The organism is Verrucomicrobiales bacterium, assembly GCA_016793885.1.
Lineage (GTDB): Bacteria > Verrucomicrobiota > Verrucomicrobiia > Limisphaerales > UBA11320 > UBA11320.
The window spans coordinates 102,603-125,442 of record JAEUHE010000042.1 but is presented as its reverse complement, the minus strand read 5'-3'; the positions used below and the strand labels follow the sequence as shown (position 1 = coordinate 125,442).

Below are 22,840 nucleotides of genomic sequence, written 5' to 3'. Positions count from 1 at the left end.
CGGCTAGGGAAGTTTTTAAGTGACGAGTGATGAATGACGAGTCCAAAGGTCATCGTAGATCTCCGCAAACCGGATGGATCCTGTAAACGGGACTGGGTTACCCGCGCACCACGCTAAAGGGGGAGCAACCTTCGGCAGATTTCAAGAGCCAAGATCAGTCCCCGCTCTAGAGCGGCTATTGACGCTCTAAAATTCCTTGCATTGTCGAGTGTTGGCGTGTCACTCGTCACTCGTCACTCGTCACTCGTCACTCGTCACTCGTCACTTCAGAACACCACCTGCCCGCCGAGAATGCCCGAGACTCCCGTACTCGAACTACCCTGGATCTGGAATCCCGCACCAAATTGCATTGGGGCCGTCACTTTCTGAACATTGCCCACCCCCGCCTTCACTTTGTCGATCCCACCCGTAATCTGATCCTTGTTGGCGTTGTAGAAGTCAATCGGGTTCCCCTGGAACCGACCGGCGAGCCCCAGCAGATCCCGGCCTGCCCCCTCCGCATCATAAATCGATTTGCTGAAGGAGTCGGATGTGGCGAATGGGACCAGCGGAGCTCCATAGCTCACACTCGCGGAGAAACTCTTGTCGGTAGAGAGACCAGCCGACAGGCTCAGTTTGTCGATCTTGGTCGAGGCACCAAACGAAAACGCCTTGGTCTGCGGGTTGTACCCAAAATTCATGTTCAACCAAGGTGTGCTGGGACTGAGGGTGAAGTTTCCGGTCTTAAAGTCCACGTTGAAACGCAAGCCGCCCTCTTTGCTCATCAGCCCACCACCCCCCGAAAGGTTGTAATTGAACAGCAAGTCCGCCTTGTACTTGCCAAAATCGTAGGCGACCTTGCCCGTGCCGGTGTCGGCCGATGCACTGAAGGGGCCCCGAGCGAAGGACAGGCTCGGCGCCAACGGATCGAGCTTGAACCCGCCCCCGAGTGAAATGGGCTCCATCCCATCCGGATCCACACAGTTCAGAGGACGGTTCTTGCAGTAGGCATACGGATTCGCATTTTGCGGATCCGTGAGCCAGTCCTCCTTCACGGTCGTCAACAAGGGATCGGTCCGCAGAAACCGTGCCCAGGCGCTGCTAAAATAGCGCGACTCAAAGTAAGTCAGCCCGGTCTCCGCATCCACCTCCTTCTGGGAAAACCCGTAAGGACTCCGCTGGCCTCGTTTCAAAACCGCCTGCCGCTCCACTCCAAAGGGATAGTAGGCCCGCTCCTCGATCACCCCACCGCGGGCGTCGGTCAGGACCGTGGACGACCCTAGGTGGTCAGCATGGTAATACACCGTCGACTCCTCAACGGTTGGCATCGGCCAGTCGACCGCTTGGGGCCATCGAACAAAGGCCGCCTGGCCACGCCACCACGGGAGCCGGGAAACCGCCGTATCGGAAACCAAGCCCTCAGGTCCGCTCGACCAGGTGCGCCACTCCTGTGTCTCCGGATCGAAAATCCATACCGATGAACCGTCCGGAGCCAACGTCGACTGGGTCCACGTCAACGGCACCGGCACGAAGTCAGGACCGGCTCCCCACTGTCCAGTAAACTCAGGCCCCGACTCTCCAGCCAGGGACCAAATGCCCGCCCGCCGGGTGTGAACCCAAACAACCGCGCCGCTCGGCATCGGATCGCCCACTTGAAGCGGCTCAAAGCGGGCCAACCCCCGATTCCAAATCAGTGCCTGATCAGGAACAATCGACCCCGCCCCGGGCTGCCACCTCCCAGATAACTGGCAGGCAAACACATTCCATCCCGCGCGAAGCGGCACGCGCTGCACGCGTCCGCGCACAGACGAATTGAGATCGGTCATCGACCTCGCCATCCGATTGTTGCCCAGCCACACATGCTTCACCGGCTGATGCCCCTCTCGCAGCTCGAAATACTGGTCGATGGTGTGCACAACGCGCAGGCTCGCCGGTCCCGACAGCTTCTGAAGCACCTGCTTCACGATCCGCCGATCCGAGTAGTCATACACATACTCCGCCCGCATCTCCGCATTCTCGGCCGCGATCAGGCGATCCTTGAAGTCCCAGGTCAACACCGTCGCATCGACGCGGGTCACGTTGCCGTTGCCGTCGTACGGAACCAGCACTTCGCCCCCGCTTGCGGAGCCGCGCTGGACAGAGGTGAGCGCATGCGGTCCGGGCGAGTCCCCGACCCGACGTCCCGATCGGCCGCGTCGCCCGCCCGCCCCACCATAGGAAAGCGCCCCCAAATCGACCGGCTGCCCGTCAACCCCGGTCAACCCAGGTGTACCCCGCTGCTCCAACAAATTTCCCACGGCGTCATAACGATATTGCAGTCGCTCCGTATCAGGATTCGCCCCCCCACCGGAGGGGGCTGTCGCGAAGGAGTAGCTCGCCTCGGTCAGGCGGTTGAGATCGTCGTAACGGAAGGATTGATGATTTCGACGGGCATCCCCCGAGGGAAGATCTTGCGCGCTTCGGAGGTCGTGAACCGCCAGAATGTTGGCCGCCGGATCGAACTGGTAGCCGAGATCCAACAGAGGGCCGGCTCCCGCTCCCGCACTCACCGGCGGACGAACCTGGATGCGAGTGATGCGGAGCCGATCGTCGTATTGATATTGGGTGCGACAGCCATTTCCATAGGTCAACGCGCTGGCATGGCCGGCGGGACTATAGGTCAGTCCTTGAAGAATCGATCCAACCTGTCCACCCGACACCGAAGCGATCAAGCCCCGAGGACTGTGCTGGTAGGTAATATGATCTCCATCCGGATACCCCACACCGGAAAGCCGATCGGCGGGATCGTATTCGAATCGGCTGCGAAAGCTCGCCAACTCGCCTCCGCTCTGCAGATCCATCGGCACACGCTTCACGACCCAGACGACCCGCCCCCGAGAATCAAACGAGGTGTGCTCTTCCCCGGACCGATCTTCCACCCAGGCCAGTCGGCCGCGCGTGTTCTGAGCCGTCGCGACGGTCCCGTCCCCCTGGTCTACCCCAGGTGCAGGAATGTCGTAGTGGTAAATCACCTCCGCGCTCAGGCTTCCGACCGCCCGCCAGCCAGGCAAAGCCCTTCCATCCAATCTCTGCTCCGTGAGTCGCCGGTTCAGCCCATCATACGTGAACAGGCTCCGCTGCCCCTTGCCATCCTGGGTCTCACGAATATTCGACGCGTCATCCAGGGTGATCGTCAAGGTTCCCTGATCGGGATCCTCCAGCCGAATACGCCGGCGGAGGCCGTCGTAGAAGAACTTGCGCTCGTTGCCGAAAGGATCGGTGGCCGAAACCAGCTGGCTGTTGGCATCGTAACGGTAGCGGCTGCTGCGTGCCTGAGTCTCGTCGACAGGCAACCCATCATCGGTCAGGCGCGCAATCTCGCGGACCTCGATCAGCCGATTCAGCCCGTCCTGAACTCGCACCCGGGGGGTTTCGCGATGAGGCGACGCCGGATCGGCATCGTTCTCGTCGAACTCGCGAATCAGCAGCGGCTCATACTCCGTGCGCTGGCGAGTGCCGTCGGGATTGGTCATTTCCACCGGTCGCAGCTGGGCGTCGTGGCGCGTGATCGTCCTCGGGGCCGCCGCTAACGGCAGCAGCTCGCTCGTCCCGCCCCGCTCGAACCTGCCCCGCCAACTCGAAGCCTCAATCGATTCGAATGCCAGCAGGTCGGAGAGGGATCCGCTCCCGCTCGCGAAGAACGGCTGCAGGACCTCGAAGGATTGTTGCCGGGCGTTGAACCGACGAGCCCCGGTCACCACCACGCGAGACCCTGGGCTTCCAGGTTCGGACTCCGCTTCGCTGCGGGTCATAAGGGAACGGCCCAGGCCGTCCGTATACTGCCGCGAGACCCGGTAATGAGCCACTCGATCACCGGGCACCTCGCCCGGTGATCGATCCAGCTCTCGTGTCTCCACGTAGCTCACCACACCCCCACCGGACAGCGGCACCGCCAACCGATACTCATATTCGAGCCCAGGAAAGGAATCCGAGTCCCCGGGGCGAATCAGGGCCTGAAGCCGACCCAGAGGATCGAAACGAAATTCGGAGCGATGGCCATTGAAGTCGGTCGAGGCCAGCAAGGTCCCCAGTCCGAGATCATATTCCGCAGTGACCTCCAGGGGATCCGCTTCGTTGCCCGCATAAGCCCGCTCGCGCACCACCTCAGCGCGGAACACCGGATCAAAATCCATCAGCCGCACATGACCCCGCGACAAATCAACGACGCCGCCGGGTGCCACTCCCAGGGGATCGAGTTCCATGATCGGATTGCCGTAGGCATCGAACTTCGCGCGGCGCGCCGCGATCGCCGAGTTCGCATCGTCGGGACTTTTCCACTGCCGCTCCAAGGTGAGATTGCCGATGGTCGGAGGCGCTTCCTGGGCGGAAAACGTCTCGTCGTCATAGAAGAACTCGCTGCGCGAAATGGTCTTTCCCGAAAAATCCCTCACCGAAGTCCGTCGCGGCAAGCGAAGAATCCAGGCGTTGGTGTTCAAAGCGTATTCCGTGAGCGTGATCCGTTCGTCGTTGCCCGCGCTGCGATCACCCGCCTCCACCAACCCATGCTCGGCGAAACGAGTGCGATTCCCATAAACGTCATAGGTGCTCGAAGTCTCCATCCGACGTGTGGTTCCCTTCCCCAGCTCTACCAGATCCCGCCGATCGCCAATCGGATACGCAAAGCGGATCTCCCGGCCATCGGGCGCGGTCCCCAGCACCTGGGCGGGGGTGGCCCACTGAAACGTGTCCTCGGAGAAAAGCGCGCCAGCGGCAGTACCGATTCGTTTACGATGGATCTTCCCCTTCATGGCCTCATCTGTCCGACCCGTGTCAAAATCGTAGGTGGTCACCAGGGTCGGGGCATTCGTGTCCCCCACCTCAATCTGATCCACGCGCGCAAACCCCCGGAACTGCTTCTCCACCGGATCGTAATAGCCGTTATGATATTGGAAGCGCGTGACGTAAAGGTGCCCCAGACTATCGTCGGTGGTGACCGCGGCCACCACCGTCACGGGAAACGGCACCCGATCCGGCCAGGGAATGCCCTTCATCTTGTCCTCCAACAAGTACCGGGTGGATGACTCGTAGGCGATGGAAGTGATCCGCCCCAAACCATTGGTGATCCCCACGAGCAAATTGGGCGCCGGAGCGCAAGCGAACAGCGAGGCGAGATCAAAACCCACCAGCCGGCGGTCGGACTCGCGGTCGGCATAGACCAGGTCCACCGACCCGTTACCATTCAGGTCCGCCCACCGAATGGCGGCGTTCTGCGCGACCGACGCCGGCAAATTCTCAATGACCCGGTGCTCCGCGAACTGCCCGTGATCCCCGTTCAGCCAATACCAGCACTCCCCCGGCGCCGCCCGCTCAATGACCAAATCCGCCAGCCCATCACCGTTTAGGTCGGTGAGCTTGGCACGGTTGACCTGATCGTCCGTAAGCGGGCCGTCAGGCAGCACGAGCACCTTCCGAGCATCGAACCTCCCATAACCCAAACCCAAAGTGAGCTCAATAACCGCAGGCCGCACGCGGGCGATGTCCGGGACCCGGTCCCCGTTCAAATCTGCTATCTGAACCGTTGGGTCCGCCAGGGAGTATCCGCTCTCCTGCGCAACCGTGATGGGAGGGGAATAGGTCTGCAAACCAAGGTTGAACCAGATCCGATAGTCGAACCCGCCCCCACTGGGCAGGCTTTGAATGATGTCGATGCGCTTATCGAAGTCGAAATCTCCGGTGCGCACATCCGTCCTTCCAAAAGGGGCGGGTGGCGGGGTGCCGCTGGTGTCGAGTTCCTGACGCAGTCCCCAACCCACGTCGCCTCGGTTTAGGAAGTAGAAAGCGCTGCCTGTTGCAGTCTGGTGCACCAGGTCAGCCAACCCATCCCCATCCATGTCGGCCAGGTGGGTTTCGTTCTGCCCCAGGTGAAAGTTCCAGGCCGCTCCCAACGCAGCGTCAACCTCCTGAGAATCACTCCACCGAACGGAGCGCCCCGCCAGCGAGGTGGTCTCGCCTTCATTGAGGAATGCCTGATGAGCCCCGCCCGCTGAATCCGTTTTGATCAGATCGGGCAGGCCATCGCCGTTCACATCCAGAAACTCGACGAGCGGGTTGTCCATCACGGCCGGCGGCTCGTTGCTGCTGACCACGATGCCCGGAACCGCATCCAAACGGGCCGCCGGCCGGCACACGCCGTAGCCCAGCTGAAGCGGAGGAAGCGGGGTGATGCCGTCAGCGCCGACCATGGCCACCTGGGTTAGCAAGGACACGGGCGGCACCGCCGCCGCCTCGGCGAGATACTCCAGCAGATACCGGCGATTCAAAGAATCCGACGTTCCGTCGCCATCCACATCTCCGGATTGATGGCCAGGCAGCGCAATCCCCTGCGTCGCGACCGAGATCGCGCGCAGGCGTTTTCCCGTGCCCACCACAAAGCCGGCCCGAGCGTCTTCGGTGGGATCAGGACGATCCTCGTAGTCCAGTTGAACAAAATGGCGCGCAGCCCACGGGGGGCCACCCGCACCATACTCGATGCGCTGCAAATATCGCTGCCGTTGGTTTTCAACGCCTGGAAAGGAAACATAATGGTAGCGCTCCTCGTTACCCCGGGTATCCACCACCCGCTCCAGCAACCACGCATAGATACGACCGGCATCCGCGATCCGCCCTTGAGGAGTCCGACCAAACTCCATCCGGGTGCCATCCGGTCGAGTGCCCACCCAATGATCCACCTGAAACTCGTAACGCACGAACGCGCCTTCGTTCTTGCTCAGGAAGTAGCCATCCCCACGCGGCACCAGTTCCTCGCGCGCCTCGTTGATATAGGTATCGTCGCGCTCGAAACCAACAGGCTCACCATAGGTGGGCAGTCCGTGGTCGGATCGACGCTGGATGAGGGGAACAGGCAGGCTCCACCCCGGTCCCAAAACTCCATTGCCACCTCCCCCTTCATAGCGCAGGGCGAGAGCCGGAGCGCGCCCGGCCGGACCGGCCGGGAGTTTGAGGGGAACAGAATACTGAGCCTGACCGCTGTTGAGGGCTGGCTGAAACGACTCACCCAAACCCTCGATCGAACCGGGGCCTTTGGGAAGCGAGATCGCCGTGGGAGATACGCCGCTCTTATCTGCTGCCCAAGCGGCCACCCACCCGCCAAACACCACGAAAAGCACCGCCCCCCAACGGCCCCACCCATTCCGTCGGGAACAACGGAAGCTCGAGGGACCTATCAAGGCTGAGGGTGACAGTTTCATGCGAATGACGGAGATGGGCCCGCTGCATTGTCAGCACCCTAATTTCCGGAGTAGGCGTAGGTCTGGAAGAACACTTTGATGTCCGAGACCCCGTTTCCATCGCGTCGAACCCCGACGAGATTGCCGTTGATGAAGCGCTGAATGCCCTCGTTCCGATCGCTGTGCAGAGTCCCTCCAGGAATGATGAGCAGCCAGCGCGTGTTCCACACCGAACGTCCGATCAGCCGAGTGTCGGAGATGGTCTGACTCGGGTCGAAGTTCCCGCTGTCATGATAGGCCCGGAACCTCGGGTAACGCCGGATGTCAGCCAGTTGCCCGGAGAGAGTGTCGTTGCCCGGGATCCAACTCGGATCGGCCAGATCTCCCAGGGAGAGCGGGAACGGCACCGGCATCGCCTGATCGACGATCCGCCATTCCCGAATCGTTCCAGTGTTGTCGGTGGGGGACCGCATGATATCCACGCCAACCGGCACCAGATAAACCCGCGGAGTGTTGATCATGCCGTTGTTCACCAGATTGTTGTAGTTGGCGAACCACACGCCAACGGACCGGATCTTGGTCGCAAAGTGGGTCGAGTCATAATCGTTGTCGCCCCCGCCCGCCGGCCATCCGAAGAAGTTCTCCCCGAAGTTGATCGTGGTGTTGAACGGGATCACGATGGCCGGCTCAACCGGCAGCTGCGGAGTGAACGGGATGCAGTAGCGCTTGAACTCCTCCAACTCGAGAACATTGGGCACCACGAAGCGAGTAAGCGCCTCGCGCCAAGCGGCTGTCCCTTGCGATCCGGCCTGCACCCGCAGGAACTCGGATCGAAGCGAAAACCGCCCGGTTTCAGTCTGCGGATTATTGAACCCGAGCTGCCCCTTCAGCACCAGATTCCAATTCTGGAAGAGGCGGGCCATCGGGTCCGACAGCCCTGGGTCACCCTGCCCGCTGCCCGTGTGAGGAAGACCGTTCTCAACCAAGCCAAGCGAGCGACTCCGAATGATGCTCGTCATGAAATCCTTGCCGGGCCCCCGGGGATCACCCTTCTTGAGGTTGGTCTCGAAATCGTAGGCCCGGGCAGCAAGATACACATACTGGGCAGCCAGATCGAATTGAGCCCGATACTTCTGCAACGCGTCATTGCGGAAAATCCGGAAGGCCATGTCCTTGTATCGGTACGCCTGAGTTTGGGCCGCCGTCTGCTGGCGGAACCGCAGCCGGTCGTCCAAAATCCGCTGCCCTTTGGCCAAAGCCGCCTGATAACGGCTGATGTTCTGTTGGATGGTTTCACGAAGTCCATACAGCTCAAGCCGGAAGGCCGTCTCCTGACGGATCAATTGCTTCACTTGGGCGAGCAGCTGCAGGAGCGCAAAGTCGTTTTTGAGCGCAGTAAGCTCGATGTTGGTTTCGGCCTGCGCTTCCTCCTTCTTGAGCTGATAGCTCGTCACCGCCACCTCCTGCTGGTCCGCGTCGGCGGTGAACTGTTGCGAGGCGATCGCCCCAATGAGCCGCATGGCGCCACGAGCGAAGGAAGTGGCATCCACCGCGAACCCGACGTCGGTCGGCATGGCTTCCGCCATGGAGGTGGAGGAGAGAACTGCAAAGGCGGCCATAGCCCGCAGGTTCGCCGCCTGCCGACGCGCACCCAGCAGCTGCGCGTTCAAACTGACCTGAGTATTGCGGCTCCGATCCAGAATCTTGATCTCTTCGTTGCCGACCCCGTACTGAGCCTCGGCCAAGCGCGCCTGATCCTCGATCTGCGCCAGCAAGTTCTCATACTCCTTAAGCCCTTTCTCGAACCGCACCCGACTCTGAATGAGCTCGCCACGCGCCAGCTGGATCTCGCCCGGTGCCCGCCGCCGACCCGACCAATTTGCAGGTTTCACCAACCCAAAGGCGTTGGTCGCGATATGAAAACTCACCGTGCGCGTGCTCTTCGTCAAACTCCCGTCAGGGTTGACCTCGTCCGTCGTGAGCTGGAAGTTCCGAACCTGGGTGAGCGGAGGCACCACTCCGGCCAGATCGGACACGTCCACATAGTCAAAGTGATAAATGTCCGGTCCATCATAACCGGTGGGATACGCCCCAGTGGGTCCGATGTCATCCGTGTACGGATACCCAAACGCCTCAATGAGCCGGCTGGTGAAATCGGACTCCCGGGCTTCAACGGTCTCCTGAAAGTCGGTCACGCTGTCGGCCTGACGACGCAGCAGCTGAGAGCTGTTGTTGGCATGGTTGAAGACCGAGATGGCATTGTTCAAGGCGCCCACGGCACGATCAAAGATCTGCTCAAAATGGGTCTTGCCGGAGGCCACCCCCGTCGGATCGATATCGAACGGAATCACGTTCTGCGCTAATCCCAACGGATTCAGCCCGGCATCCGCCATGTCCACCTTGGCCTGGACGTCCACAAACGCGCTAGCGATGTCGTTCAACTCGCGCACGGTCGTCCGATCGATCTTTTGAATTCCCGTGTGCGCGGGATTTTCATCGACGCTCGGAAGCAACGCATTCGCCACCACCCAGTCGACCAACGCACCTTGCCCCGCGCGTAATCCCCATTCTGATAGTCCCCAGGCCCGCTCCGGCTTGGTGTCCTGATACCCCTGCCATTGCCCGGCTGGATCCTCCACGAACTTCGACCGATAGGTGAGGTTCACAATCTCCGCCCCGGTGCGCGCACGAGCCGCGGCTGCCGCCGCGAATTTGCGCTCATCCAGAAAATCAACCGAGACCGGGACACCGCCCACCAACACCGCCTCCGTCCGTGGCACCCAGCTGAAGTTGTCGTTGCGAAGCAGCCGGTAATAGTTCTTTACGGCCATGAGGTAATGCCCCCAGGAATCTCCATGCCCCTGCGGATACAGCTTCCGGGCGTCGGCCTCGTTGATCGTGCCCCCCACATCGTCGTTCACATCACGAATGTTGTAGTTGAGTGAATAAGCCACCTCGCCCCCACTCAAATCGCTGGTGAAGTTCCAGATGAGCCGGTTGTAGAAGGGATAGGTCCGCACCGACGGCAGCAAGGTGTCGTCCCGTCCTCGCAGCAATGCCAGTTCTTCCTCGAGCAGCGAGGCGGTCTGGTTCATGAAGCAGTGGATCGAGGTGGCCTCCGAGCCATAGGTGCCGTCATCGGTTCCGAATGCGATGGTCGGGTCGGCCGCATCCGCGTAAGCCTCATTGCCCAACAGCATGTAGAGGTCAGCCAAACGCCCCGCGACCAACAGCAGTGCATCGTTGGCCGGCCCATAGTCCACCGCCGGCGCGCCTTCTATGCTCAGCCCGATGCCGCGCTTGAGCACCGTCTCATAAATTTCAATCAGACCAAAGTCGTTGGCCGCCTGCTGGCTCAAGGGAACGCTTCCAACGGACCGCGTCCCCGCTTGGCTGATCATGCTGACAATCGTGTTTACCTGGTTGTCCTGATAGGCCTTGATGCGCTGCTCGAAGGGGTTGATTCCCCGGACCACGCGCTTGATCCATCCTTCGGCCAGCTGCGGCGCGGTCCAATCGCTCCATCCCTGGGGGTTTCCGGCATCGGTGCACACCGGGTTGTCCTTAGGCCGATACCGGCAGATGAAGTAGTTGTCGGTCAAGGTGAACAAGCCTGAGCCTTCAATGGTGATGTCCAGCGCACCTTCACCCGTGGCAGGCTTGGGCGTGAAGGCAGACCATTGCTCCGGCGGATTCGTCGGCGGCAAGCCGTCCACCGGCGGCCGTGTCCGCCATTCGAAGATGTAATTCTCAGCTCTCCCAGCAAAATCACCGGAGTGACGAAGCGTGATCTTTTCATCGAAGGGATTGCCCGACGGAATGACCTTGATCTCGCCCTGATAGGTCGGGCAGGTCACCTTAATCACCTGCAGAACCACCGGTTCGGCCGGCGGGGAAAGGACCGTGTTGTTGCCGAACGCCACCGTGACATAGCCGGTGCCCCGGGCAAACCCAGCGGTCAGCGCCAGGGAGTCAAATCCCGTGGCGTTGCGAATCACATCCAGACCGGACTGATTCGCATCCGCCAGCTGATTAATGGCTGTCTGGAAGGGCACATTGCGGCTGAGCGCGAGCAAAATGGCCCTATCTCGCGAGGAGATCACATTCATCAAGAGGTAATACTCCCCGGCCGGAGGCTCGACGAACTCGCCTTTGAACCGAAGCTGCTGCGCCGTGGGATCATAATAGAACCGTTCGCGCAAATGGGGCGGCAGGGTCGTGAAGTAAACCTTCCCGCCCTGACTGGCGGTCGCCACGTCGCCCGGCACCGACGCCAGGCTCACCCCAAACTCGCGGGTCGGGTCGATCAGCCGCACGAGGCTGCCCCGGGCGTTCGCAATCGACTGGTCATACACGATCTCCACGCTGGTCTGATGCGCAATGTCCGGCAGCCCAAACTTCGGCTTCACCAGCGTCTCCGCCACGCGAAGCTCAGGGGCCGACGGCCAATGGATGTCGTAGGTGATGTCGGTGGGCACTCCCGGTGTTCCACCCGGCCGACGATCGAGCCAGGGAACATGGTCGCCCGGCACCGGGGCGTCCGCCCCCGGGAAATAGAAACCGTCCTGAACCGGATAGAAAAACCGCATGACCACATCGGCATTGCCGCCGTCGTTGCCAGCCGCCCGAGCCCAAAAGGCCAGTTTGCGATCCCGCCAAAACGGCCCGCTGACGCCGGAGCTTTCGGAGCAGGGCTGGAACAGGCTCAACGGGAAGGGGGGTTGCAACAACGTCGCGGCCGTGGCCGGATAGTTGAAGAAAAACGGAGCCTTCTCCGCCGCCACCTCATATACGGTGTAGCTCCAGGTGTTGGTGGTCTTGCCCTGATACTTGAGCAGCACATAGGGCTTGGACGTACCGGGGGTGCCCAAATCATCACGAAGCGCATACACGCTCTCACCTTCGCCGCCGTCACGAATCAACGCATGCTCATCGTTCGGATTGAATCCTGCGAATCCAGCGTCGTTCTGGAAATAGATCCGGTAGTTCCGCTGGTTCACCGGATCGATGGCTCCCCCGCCCTTCAGGCTGGCGATCACGATGCTGCTGTTCGTGGGCGCCCAGACGTTGTTGTAGCGCTTGACCAGCGACGGCCATTGCACGCCCTGATTCAAGTTCGCCCACCAAACCTCCAGCAACCCCTCGTTAACCGCAAAGATCTGACCGGTCTTGAAGGCCGGCGGCGCGTTGGTGTCGCCATCGTAGATCTCCCAATCGTAACGGTTGCCCTGCGAGACATGAATGTAGCCCGGTGCCTGGCCTTGATGGTACGGATCCAGGATCTGTTGCCCGATGTTCCAATTGGTGGGCGAAAGATTGAAGAAGGCGGTGTCGCCATGCGCCACCGACCGCACGACCTGAAAAATCACGGCGTTGCTCGGCGCGTATTTCAACAAGGACCAGCCCGGCCCGGTGGTTTGGAATTCAACCCCATTGATGGCCGGCGCATGCCCAGAAGGCTCTTGGAATGGCATCAGGCTGGCATTGAACGCTGAGGGAACGACCACGGATGGTCCCACTAATCCAGCTTCGCCCCGGACGTACAGCTGGAATCGCTGCGGAGCTACCGGCCAATCAGCCGTGTACTGGTGCAACTCATAAGGCCAAACAATTCCTCGAAAACCTGTCTTGGTCCAATAGACCTCAATCTCTGAGCCCACGGACGAACGTCGCACCGGGAACACTGCTCCGAACTGCGCCGATCCGACGGTCTCATGCTGGTAGACGCGCGTCGCCACGGGGTTGACCGGGTCCAACCCCAAGGTGACGATCGGCTTGCCCGCCGACGCACCCACTCCGATGAATGGGGTTAACGCAGTCCCAATATCAGCCGCAGTGGTCGGGCCGTCCGTAGATCGATCCGACCGGATGGCCACGGTCTCCACCGCCACGAACTGACCGTTCTCTCGATACTCCAACAACACCAACCCCACGTTGGCCTTCGCGAACAGGTTGGCCACGCTGCCGCTCCGGTTGAGCACCAGTGAGCCGGCCGGGATGGCGGAGTTGTAATGAATCACCACCTGCTGAATGGCCTGCAAATCCACCAGCGGAGCCCGGGTTTGAGGCGGAGGAGGTGTCGGGAGGGTGAGGTCCGCATCAAGATTGTGCGTGTGATAGACCGCAACTGGCGGGGATTGAAACGGAGTAGCCCCGATCAAATAGCGCACCGGACCCACCGGGCTCCCATCGTTTTTCTTCCACGTGATCTGCACATAGCCCGGTTCGGCGGCAAACACACGCCGGGCATCGGTGATGTAGATGGCCCGTCCCACGGGATCGATAATCGGTTCGCGGCTCAGATCAGCTCCGAGCGCAGCATTGGGAATGATCTCCTGTCCGAAAAGAAAATCAGGATTGCTCGGTGCCTCCACGGGCTGACCAAAGGCGGATTGCACCAGATACAGATTCCCACTCTTGGGAGTGCTGGGCGCCCCGGCGGGGCCAAGGTTGCCACCGAACGCGCTGAGCGCCTTCGCCTGCGGGTTGCTGCTCGTTCCTGGCAGATTCGGAGGCGGCGTGGTGTAAACCCGATTCTCATAACCGACCGGGTTAAGCGTGATCTGCGCGGCGGAAGCGGTCAGGGCGAGCGCCAGCAAGACGAAGGTTCGCAAGCCGGCGGTCAACGTCGATACCAGCGCGCCACACTCCAGGCGATCCGATGGCCCTGGCACGACACGGCGCTCAGAGCCCCGAAGGGGGGTCTCGTTGGCGGCAGGGATTTTTAAAGGGTCCTTCATAGTCGGGTAATCAGGTGTTAAATGGTCGCATGACCCGTCCCAATTCCCACTTACGGTTGCAGTTTCTCCCGCAGCGATTTCAGCTCTGAGCGCAGAGCCTCCAACTCCTTCTGCTGCTGCTTGATTGCCTCGACCAACACGCCCGTGAGTCCATTGTAGTTCACCGAAAGAATGCCTTGAGCGTCCTTCTGCACGGCATCTGGCAACACCTTCTCCACCTCCTGCGCCAGGACACCCACCTGGCGTCCCTTAGGCAGGCTGAATCCGGTCTGCTTCGCTAGTTCCGAGTCCTGATCAAAACGAAAGCTAACCCCGTCAATCTGGGCCAGGACATCAAGGGGGTTCGGGATACGTTCAATGTCGGTCTTCAGACGTCGATCGGAGGTGCTCGCATAACTGGTGGCCGAGACTGTCCCGGTGAAGACGCTGGCGGGGGCTCGAACATCCAGCTGAGCCGGAGCTTCCACAACCAGGTTATACCACCCCCCGAATCCGAATGCTGCACGACGGAACTCGCCGAAGACCCGATTGGTATAATTGCGCAAGGGCTGTCCGATGATGAAAATGCTATCGCTCCACAGCCCAAACTGAACCCCGGCGTCCGGCCCTGTGCCCGGAACGAAACCTCGCGGTGCCCTCACCTTGCCGTCGTTGACATTCATGGTCAGACCAAAAGCTCCCAAGGGAGTCCCCCAGAAGCCAACCTCATCATCGGTCGACATCCCAATAAAGGCCCGATCGGAGGCCACCGCGTTCTGACGAAGCCAAAGGCCCGCCGATCCGCTCCCGCCCTGCCGCAGTCGAATTCGGCCGGACACATCCATCTTGGGGAACGTCGCAGCACCGGTCTCAGAGATCGCCACCGAAGGATCTTGGCCGACGAACAGGGCGCCAGTCTCCGGGTTGCCATTGCTGAACAAGCTGTCCCAGCTGAACCCATTCAGCAGGGAGGAATTGAACGCATAGGCATTGGGCATGATCCGCTGCCGCGGCGAGATCGGTGCCGCCGAGCCGACGGTGATCTCGAGGAAGGTGGCGGACTGATTGAACACGTCGGCCAAGGTCCGATCGGCGGTGTCCACCGGACCAAGCACCACGTTAAATCGTCCCGAGACCACCGGAACTCGCGGCCCGAGTCCCGTGCCGCTCTGGCCGTTCAGCCGCTGCGGCCCCCACAGCAGAGCGCCACCCGATGCCGCGGAGTAGATGCTGAAACTCAGCTCGTAGTCGCCCGTGGCCAGGGGCGTGCCGCTGCCGTCCTGCAGCGTTCCCTGATAGTTCATCAGGAAGGGCACGGTCGGAGTGGCCGAGGCCGAGGGAGGATGCGCCGCGCGCAGCCGGGTCGGCCCCGCCAGCGCCAGGCCGGCAAGTGTCAACGTGAGCACCCATTGGCAGGCTTTGCCCGAGCGAGTAAGGAGGGTCTGCTTCATAATAATAAAAAGGTGGTTCTATCAAAGTCCGTCGTTGAGAAGGGGGACTCGTGATGCTCGGCTCAGCCGAAAGATCCCCTGCAGAAAAATAGGTTTCCGGTGCACCCCGCGCATCGTCTCACGGTAAGTCCCGCCCAGCTGAGTGTCCCCCCAGCCCGGCAAACGCAAGCCCTCGGGATCCGTGGAGCTAAACTCAAGGCTGATCTGGCGGGTGAACGTGAACGACTCCTGGCCCTCCGGCAACGTCTGATCAAACCGCTCCGTCAGGTTGTCGTGGTCGGGATGATACTTATGTTTGAAGGGGTTGAGCGGATCATCGTAACCCAGGAGGATCGAGCCGCCGATGGTGTTGGCGCCAAACGTTCCGGCGCCCACCAAGGGCAGCGGGGTCTTGAGCGCGTAGCCCACCGTGCTCACCCGGCGGGGCACCGGATCGCCATCGCGGAGAGTGACTCCCGACCAGTTGCCGGCCAGAGCCTCGTCGGTTACCAAAACAAACCGTCCTGGCTGCTCAACCGTTTGTTGGGTGGGATCCGACGGATCCGGGTGGTAGGTCCCCGGCTTCCACATCTGCAGAACCTTCTGCACCAGGCGAGCCTGACCAGATTCGTCGACGTGGATCAGAATTCGAAACTGCAGGGCGTTGGCCACCGGGAGCGGCGTGTTGGGACTGCCGATGTTTGAGGGCTGGCTCACCTTTTGGAGCACAACGTTGCCCACCCATAATCCGGCGCGCGCCGAAACCGTTCCATCCGCCAAGCGGACCGGCGAGCCAGGCTGCGGCCCGGTAGCATTAGGTCCTTCCGCCCGAACGCCAATCAGCTGCCGATAGCCACTTCCGTCGGTCAACTCGAGCACGGATTGATAAAGTGCTCCGGCCGCGGCCGCCGTGCCCGCGAACGGGGCCAGATCACGTCGACGCGCCTCGACGCGCAGCAACCACTCACCACCTGGAGGCAGCACCGGACTGGTCCAACCGGCAGCCGGCAAGGGCACCCAGCCCGATTGGTTGTTGGGCAGATCGGTGGCGTAATAGGAAAACGGGATACCGCCCGCCAGCACCGGCCAGCCTGCGGGAGCATTGGCCGATGCCTGCGCTTTGAGATTCAAGGTCCGCGGGCTCGACGACTGATTCTTAAACCTCAGCGTCAACTCGGTGGTCTGCCAGCCATAGGTCAGCGAAGAACTACCCGGGATTTCCAGCCCCACGGGACCGGAATACGTCGAGCGCCCGTCGGACCTCACCCAAAACGCTTCACCGTGGCGCATGGGCGTGCCGGCTGGGTTAGAAATCAGCTCCCAAAGCCCGGAAGTGTTCAGGCGATAGATCGGCTTCCCTGCCTGATTGGTGGACCCGCTAAAGAAGGCCTGAAACGTCGGTGGCGTCGCTGGCGAAATCGGGAAACCAACGAAGTTGTAGGAGTCCGAAATCCAGTCCACCGCCTGGACCCGAGGACGTCCGGAGACTGTCCAGTTGAAAGCGGCCGCAGTGTCCCTCACCTTGATGAGATAAGGCAGCCCTCCTCGAAGTGTAAACAGATTGGCCAGGCTTTCGGTGGGGGTGGCGGCCGGCAGCCAGGTCAACCATTCAGGCTGACCGGGTACGAGCTGATCTGGATCTTGAATGAACTGAACGGATGAGAACCGGCGATTCCATGACCAAACGCTCTCCACTGGCAGGCCGGCAAACAGGGCATCACACTCCACCGGCTCGGGATCCAGCTCCAAGTAAACTGCGTTCCAACCCGGTTTGAGCGCGATCGTCTGGGCAGTCCATTGCGCTTGCGTCAGCAAGCTGCCCAGGGACCACAAAAGGACCGCCAGGCTCCACCCAGCCGAGAGCCGCGATGGACACAGCGCCGCCGAGCCACGGAACAGGGAACCCCGGTCGGGCTTGGGATTGGATTCTTCAGGATTCATGAGAGAAAATGGCACAGGTCATCGTCAGGTCAGAGTGGTTCGAGCCTCATTCGGCGATCAGCCGGTAGAAATACGGCCCAGCTCCCGTAGCCGTCGCATCGAGAAAGGTGTGCGTGCTCGCCGTTGCCGTGACGCCGGTGCGAATCGGCACATAGCCGTTCAGCAGATCCGAACTGCGAAGCACGGTGTAGTTCCGCTCCGCCGCGCTGGACCAGCGCAGTTGGGCGCCGCCCGCGGGATCGAGCTTGATGTCGATGAAGGCGAAGACGGAAGTCGGATCGAGCGGATTGGTGTCGGCCAGGTACTCCTGATAGTTGGACAGCCCGTCACCATCGGTGTCCTCATTCAGATTGCTGCCCAAGCCCCCGAAGTAGGCGGCCTCCCAGTCATCACAGACCGTGTTGGAGTCGCTGTCGACACACTCAATGCTCACTTGCAAGTCCAGCCGCTCAAACCGGCCTCTATCCTTGGAGGTGTAGATGGCCGTAGGTGTCGCCGGGGCTACCAACGTGGCCGGAACCGAGCCGTTCACCAACACCTGCGACCGCGTGTACTGAACCCCCGACGGAGTCAGCCGCAGGCGGCCTGAGGACACCGCTGCGACGCCCAACTGGGTCTCACAGGGGAGGCGCAGCACGTAGGAGAATTGATCGTTGATGTTGGTCAGGCCGACCGTAATCACCACCGGGAGCGCACCAGCAGTCTCCTGGATCGTCCATCGCAGAGTTCCAAACGTGAGGCGCTTGGGGGTGCTGCCGGCGATGTTTTTGACCACGCCATAGTAGGTGATGGAAGGTTCGGGCAGACCCTGGGCAACGGCGGCAACCGCCGTCAGGAGGAGAATGCAGAAAGAGCCAGGCCATGTCATCCAGAGTTTCCTCATAAAAATTGTCAGTCGAGAGTCATCGACGCGTCCGCTTTCGAGTTGGGAGCGAACGTGAGTTGCTCGACCAAAAGCAACCAAAAGCAACCTGCATAAAAGTTAAGGGAATCGAGCTACGAATAAGATTCCCATGAGAGCAGGATTACTAGGCAGAGGAACGCGTCCGCTGTCAATGCAGAACCCGAGAAATGATGACATTTTGCGTCCGTGCCTCTGAACAATCGAACCCGCTGTAGCAGCATCGAGCCAGGCCCGTTCCGCCACCGTCCGGTCCGGTCGAAAAACTCCTGCTGACACTCCTATTCTAAGAATTTCCCGTCACACTATTACAAAGAATCTGTTTCTCCCCTTCCTCTGCCCGGGCAGGAGCCGCAATCCCGAGTTTTCCAAGCTTCACCGGTAGGCCTTCGCCCGCCCCTGGGTCGGAGGCTCGCGCGGGTGTCGGAACCTGCGTCGAAGTTCATCAGGGGGACGAGGGAACGAGGTGACCGATTACGATTACGATTACGATTAGGATACGACTACGGGGACGAGGACGGGGTCATCGGGGTGGAACGGCGGGGGGGAAGGAAGAACGACCACCACGGCCGAACCGGGACGTTCCCCTGATTCGAAATCAGCCGCCGCAGGGCCCCGTGCATCTCAACCGCACTGCGGTAGCGTCGAGTCGGATCGGGATGACAGGCGTGAAGCATCACTTCGTTCAAGTCCCAATACAACGGTTGGCCTAACCCAACTCCATCGGCCGGGATTTCAGGAAAACGCTGACAGGAACACCCGTTCAAGAACTGGTACAGCATTCGCCCCAGACTATATAGGTCACCAGCCACCGAATCGGCCCCCTCTGGCGGAGCGTAGCCGGGAGTTCCACCCACCGCAGTGGCGGCGCGAGCGGATGTAACCAACCCTACGTCCGCCAACTTCAATCGCCCATCCACAAACAGCACATTAGACGGCTTCAAATCCCGATGAATCAACCCCTCGGCATGGAGGAGCGCCAATAGCTTCGTGAGTTTCAAAAATAAATCCAGGCATAGCCCGACCGGCATGGGCACCGCGGGTTCGAGCAGTGACCCCAGTGTTCGCGGACGATACTCCACGGGGGATTGCTGAGCCGCTAGCCCAATCGGATCGGCCAGTTCCATGGAATAATAAAAACACTCGTCGCGCTCCGATCGGCCCACGTGAAAGATTTGCAAGAAGTCGGGATGTTTCCGACACACCGCCTCAAAGGACTTGAGGCCTTCGAACTCCAGCTCGTAATGGCGTTGTCTAGCAAACCATGCCCGGGTCACCACCTTGACCGCACGGTAGGAGCCCAAGACGGTTCTCGCCAACCAGACGGTGCCACCGCCGCCCTGGCCTATCCGCCCCAGAATGCGATGATCAGACACGCAGGGAACCTCGGCTTCTTCCGCCCGGAATGAGCACTTCCGGGCAGGATGGTCTGGCCGCCCTAAGCCACCGTATCCTCCCTGAATCGCCACCGGAACCATCGCTAGGTTAGTCATAGATTCCTTCACGTCTCGCACCTGTCTTCCCGGGATCTACCGAGGGAATACGGAAACGAAGGGAAACCTTACGAGCGCAGGGATTGACGAGGAGGGGTCCCCCATTCGTGCGAGCTCTTCCGAGCCGGCTTTTCCTTGATTGCACCCGGCCACCTGCTATCCATAGCCGCGCTTATGTCCCAGCAAGGAGATGGAACATCACCCTCAATATTCCCGACTACCCAATGGACCGCCTTGCTAGATCCTCTTCACGGCCGCGAAACCCAAGTGCAAGGAGCGCTAGAGTCTCTATGCCGAATCTATTGGAAGCCCATCTATGGCTTCGTCCGCAGCCGGGGTTACGACCACCACAACTCCGAAGAAATCGTGCAGGAATTTGTCGTGGGGCTATTGCAAGGGAACGCGCTGACCACGGTTCGGCGCGACAAAGGCCGCTTCCGCGCGTTCTTGCTGGCCTGCCTGCGTAACTATCTGGGCAAACGTCGTGAGCGAGAAAATGCGCTCAAGCGTGGCGGAGGTCAGACGGCGATTCCTTGGGAAGACGTCGAGCCGACCGCCACGGAGCTGTCGACCGAGGATTCCCGGGAGTTCGACGCCGCCTTCGCCCGGCGGCTGCTGGAAGAAGCCATGAATCGTCTCAGACGGGAGTCTATCGCGACGGGCAAGTTGGACTTTTTTGAGGATCTCTACCCGCACATCGCCGGCCAAGGAACAGCCATTCCCCGCGCGGAGATCGCCCAAAAATACTCCCTAGGAATCAACGCGGTTGATGTAGCGATCCATCGGGCCCGCAAACGCTACGGCCTGCTGCTCAGGGAGTTGGTCCTCCAGGTAGTTGGTTCCCCGAATGAAATTCAAGAGGAACTGCAATACCTAATCCGCGCTTTGAGCAAAACCAGTTCGTAAGGTCATCCCACGGTTCCGTATTTGCACTATGAGCATGACAACAAGTTCCCAGTGCCTGGAGTGCCAAGCTCCGGTGTGCGCCTCATCCCCGGTCGCCTTGTGCGGGGGCTGCCTTCTGCGCTTAGGACAGGAGGGAGAGGAGGAGCTTCTAAGTTCCCAACCCACCCGCCACTCGACCTCCCTGCCGCGACGGTTCGGAGACTACGAACTTCTGGAACAGATCGGCGTCGGGGGGATGGGCATCGTCTATCGGGCTCGCCACCTGCCCTTGCATCGACTGGTCGCGCTCAAAATGCTGCATAGCAACGGAGCAATAGCTCCCTCGGCCCTCACCCGATTCAAAATCGAGGCCGAAGCAGCCGCCATGTTGGAACACCCCCACATCGTCTCCACCTACGACGCCGGAGAAGTCGACGGGCAGCCTTATCTGAGCATGCGGCTGATCGAAGGATCGAGCCTCGCCAAGCGCCTCGCTGACTTCTCGCTCGCGAGTAAATCCCCAGAGCTCGCCGACCAACCCAAAGGCACATCCTTCAGCCGCCGCGCCAGGCAGGAGCGCATCGCGCAGCTGCTCATCGCCGTGTGCACAGCGGTGCACTACGCTCATGAACACGGAGTGGTGCACCGTGATCTGAAGCCCAACAACATCCTGCTCGATCGGGACGGAATTCCCCACCTGAGCGACTTCGGCATCGCCAAGATGCTGGACCGAGCCGAGGGTGTGACCCGCACCTCGGACATTGTCGGAACCCCGCACTACATGTCGCCGGAGCAAGCCTTGGGCAAGCCCGTGGGACCTTCGTCCGACATCTACAGCCTCGGGATCATCCTCTACGAACTGCTCACCGGAAAGCCCCCCTTCCGTGCCGCCAGCCATCTGGAAACGCTCCAACAGGTGCTGAAGGATCAGCCGACCAACCCCACCGCGCTGAACCACTCGATCGATGTGGATCTGGCGACGATCTGCCTCAAGTGCCTCGAGAAGGCCCCCCAAGCTCGCTATGTTACCGCCGAGGCGTTGGCTGAGGATCTCAAGCGCTGGTTGCATCGCGAACTCATCCTCGCCCGACGAGCCACGCCCCCTGTCCGCCTCCATCGCTGGATACGACGGAACCCGGTGGGAACCTCGTTCATTGTCATGCTCCTGTGCGCCTTAGGCATCTCGCTCTGGCTGGTTTTAAAACTGCACGAAAGCCAACGCAGTGAGCAACGCTTCGGGAAAGAGTTGCTCGAAACCAACGACCGACTCAACAAGTTGGTCGCGCGTCAGATCGTGTCCACTCGGGAGCGCCTGCAGCGCGCCTGGCTGGAAACCGAGGAGTCCACGTTCGTCGTCAAGTCGGAGGATTTGGCCTTGCTCGCCCAGCGTTCCGTAGCCAGCACGGACGGACGAGACATCGCCCTCTATCGAGTGGGGCTCTACCTGAGGGAATCTCCAGTGGAAGACGCGGAGACCTACGGCCGGCTCTTGGGGTTCCTGGAGGAACGGATGACGGAAAAGCTGAACCGCCGGGTTAAACTCGATCTGCACTTCATCAAAGGTCAGGAGTTAGGCCCCCAAGCTCTGGCCCAGGGCGACGTGGATTTTATGAGACTCGGCACCCTGCCCTTCCTTTATGCCGAACGAATGAATCCACGGGTACGGCCGATCGCCATTCCCACCAGCCGCGGCAAACCTTGGGTCTTCTTCACCCACGAGAACAAGCCCCTCCCCTCGCTCCAAAACGCCGCTCAACGTTCTCTGGCGCTGGGGGACACCAACGCCACCATCAGCTTCTGGGGGCTTATCAAACTGGCGGAGGCTGGCATCGATGCGACCCAATTGAGCAAGTATGATTACCTGGATCCAGAGCCCGACTGGATCGAGGATGTGCGCATGAAGGGAGCCGCGGAAGCCATTGCCCGGGTCGGGTTTCTTCATAGCCATTCCAAAGTCATCGATGCCGTTCTGAGCGGAGAATACGACCTGGGCGTGGCCAGCACCCGGGCCTTCAACATCCATCGATGGCGGGGATTGACTCCGGTTCCCAATACCGATTTTTTCAGCAGTCCAATCCTTTGGGCTGCCTCAGCAAAAGCCCAGGCCGATGCTGCCAATGCCTTCGCCACAGCCTTGTTCGAAAGCGCGGAAACGGGAGCACTCGAGAGCCTTCCCGACCCCCCGCTCCGATTTCGCCCTCCGACCACCAACGATCTGGCCAGGGAACGTCATTGGTTCAATCGGATCCCGGTGACTTTCCCGCCAAAACCAACCAAAAGGTAGCCC

Annotated in this window: 8 protein-coding genes; 2 read left to right on the top strand and 6 right to left on the bottom strand. The window is 60.8% G+C overall.

Annotated elements, in window-relative coordinates; translation table 11 throughout:
- Window positions 1-266 precede the first annotated feature (266 nt).
- The 6 genes from JNN07_05495 to JNN07_05470 all read right to left on the bottom strand — a co-directional run bounded on the left by JNN07_05495 (window position 267) and on the right by JNN07_05470 (window position 19,668).
- A complete protein-coding gene (locus JNN07_05495; GenBank protein ID MBL9167173.1) occupies window positions 267-7,205 on the bottom strand; it encodes a VCBS repeat-containing protein in 6,939 nt (2,312 codons plus the stop codon).
- A 38-nt stretch (window positions 7,206-7,243) separates the two neighbouring features.
- Window positions 7,244-13,924: a hypothetical protein gene (locus JNN07_05490; GenBank protein ID MBL9167172.1), complete on the bottom strand. Its 6,681-nt coding sequence runs from the start codon at window positions 13,922-13,924 to the stop codon at window positions 7,244-7,246.
- Window positions 13,925-13,974: 50 nt separating this feature from the next.
- Window positions 13,975-15,354, bottom strand: a complete 1,380-nt coding sequence (locus tag JNN07_05485; protein MBL9167171.1) for a tail fiber domain-containing protein — start codon at window positions 15,352-15,354, stop codon at window positions 13,975-13,977.
- A 21-nt stretch (window positions 15,355-15,375) separates the two neighbouring features.
- Window positions 15,376-17,274, bottom strand: coding sequence for a hypothetical protein (locus JNN07_05480; GenBank protein ID MBL9167170.1), 1,899 nt, complete (start codon window positions 17,272-17,274; stop codon window positions 15,376-15,378).
- A gap of 46 nt (window positions 17,275-17,320) precedes the next feature.
- Entirely contained in the window at window positions 17,321-18,142 is an 822-nt protein-coding gene (locus JNN07_05475; GenBank protein ID MBL9167169.1) for a hypothetical protein, read from the bottom strand.
- 536 nt (window positions 18,143-18,678) lie between these two features.
- Window positions 18,679-19,668, bottom strand: a complete 990-nt coding sequence (locus JNN07_05470; GenBank protein MBL9167168.1) for a hypothetical protein — start codon at window positions 19,666-19,668, stop codon at window positions 18,679-18,681.
- Window positions 19,669-19,842: 174 nt separating this feature from the next.
- On the opposite strand from JNN07_05470, the gene JNN07_05465 reads away from it, so the two are divergent.
- On the top strand, window positions 19,843-20,574 hold the full coding sequence (locus JNN07_05465) for a sigma-70 family RNA polymerase sigma factor (GenBank protein ID MBL9167167.1): 732 nt from the start codon (window positions 19,843-19,845) through the stop codon (window positions 20,572-20,574).
- Between the two features lie 28 nt (window positions 20,575-20,602).
- A complete protein-coding gene (locus JNN07_05460) occupies window positions 20,603-22,837 on the top strand; it encodes a protein kinase (GenBank protein ID MBL9167166.1) in 2,235 nt (744 codons plus the stop codon).
- Window positions 22,838-22,840: the final 3 nt, after the last annotated feature.

Excerpts from the sequence above, each read along its gene's own strand:
- JNN07_05495 (MBL9167173.1), bottom strand. The coding sequence starts at position 7,205 with ATGAAACTGTCACCCTCAGCCTTGATAGGTCCCTCGAGCTTCCGTTGT.
- JNN07_05475 (MBL9167169.1), bottom strand. The coding sequence starts at position 18,142 with ATGACATGGCCTGGCTCTTTCTGCATTCTCCTCCTGACGGCGGTTGCC.
- JNN07_05480 (MBL9167170.1), bottom strand. The coding sequence starts at position 17,274 with ATGAATCCTGAAGAATCCAATCCCAAGCCCGACCGGGGTTCCCTGTTC.
- JNN07_05485 (MBL9167171.1), bottom strand. The coding sequence starts at position 15,354 with ATGAAGCAGACCCTCCTTACTCGCTCGGGCAAAGCCTGCCAATGGGTG.
- JNN07_05465 (MBL9167167.1), top strand. The coding sequence starts at position 19,843 with ATGTCCCAGCAAGGAGATGGAACATCACCCTCAATATTCCCGACTACC.
- JNN07_05470 (MBL9167168.1), bottom strand. The coding sequence starts at position 19,668 with ATGACTAACCTAGCGATGGTTCCGGTGGCGATTCAGGGAGGATACGGT.
- JNN07_05490 (MBL9167172.1), bottom strand. The coding sequence starts at position 13,924 with ATGAAGGACCCTTTAAAAATCCCTGCCGCCAACGAGACCCCCCTTCGG.
- JNN07_05460 (MBL9167166.1), top strand. The coding sequence starts at position 20,603 with ATGAGCATGACAACAAGTTCCCAGTGCCTGGAGTGCCAAGCTCCGGTG.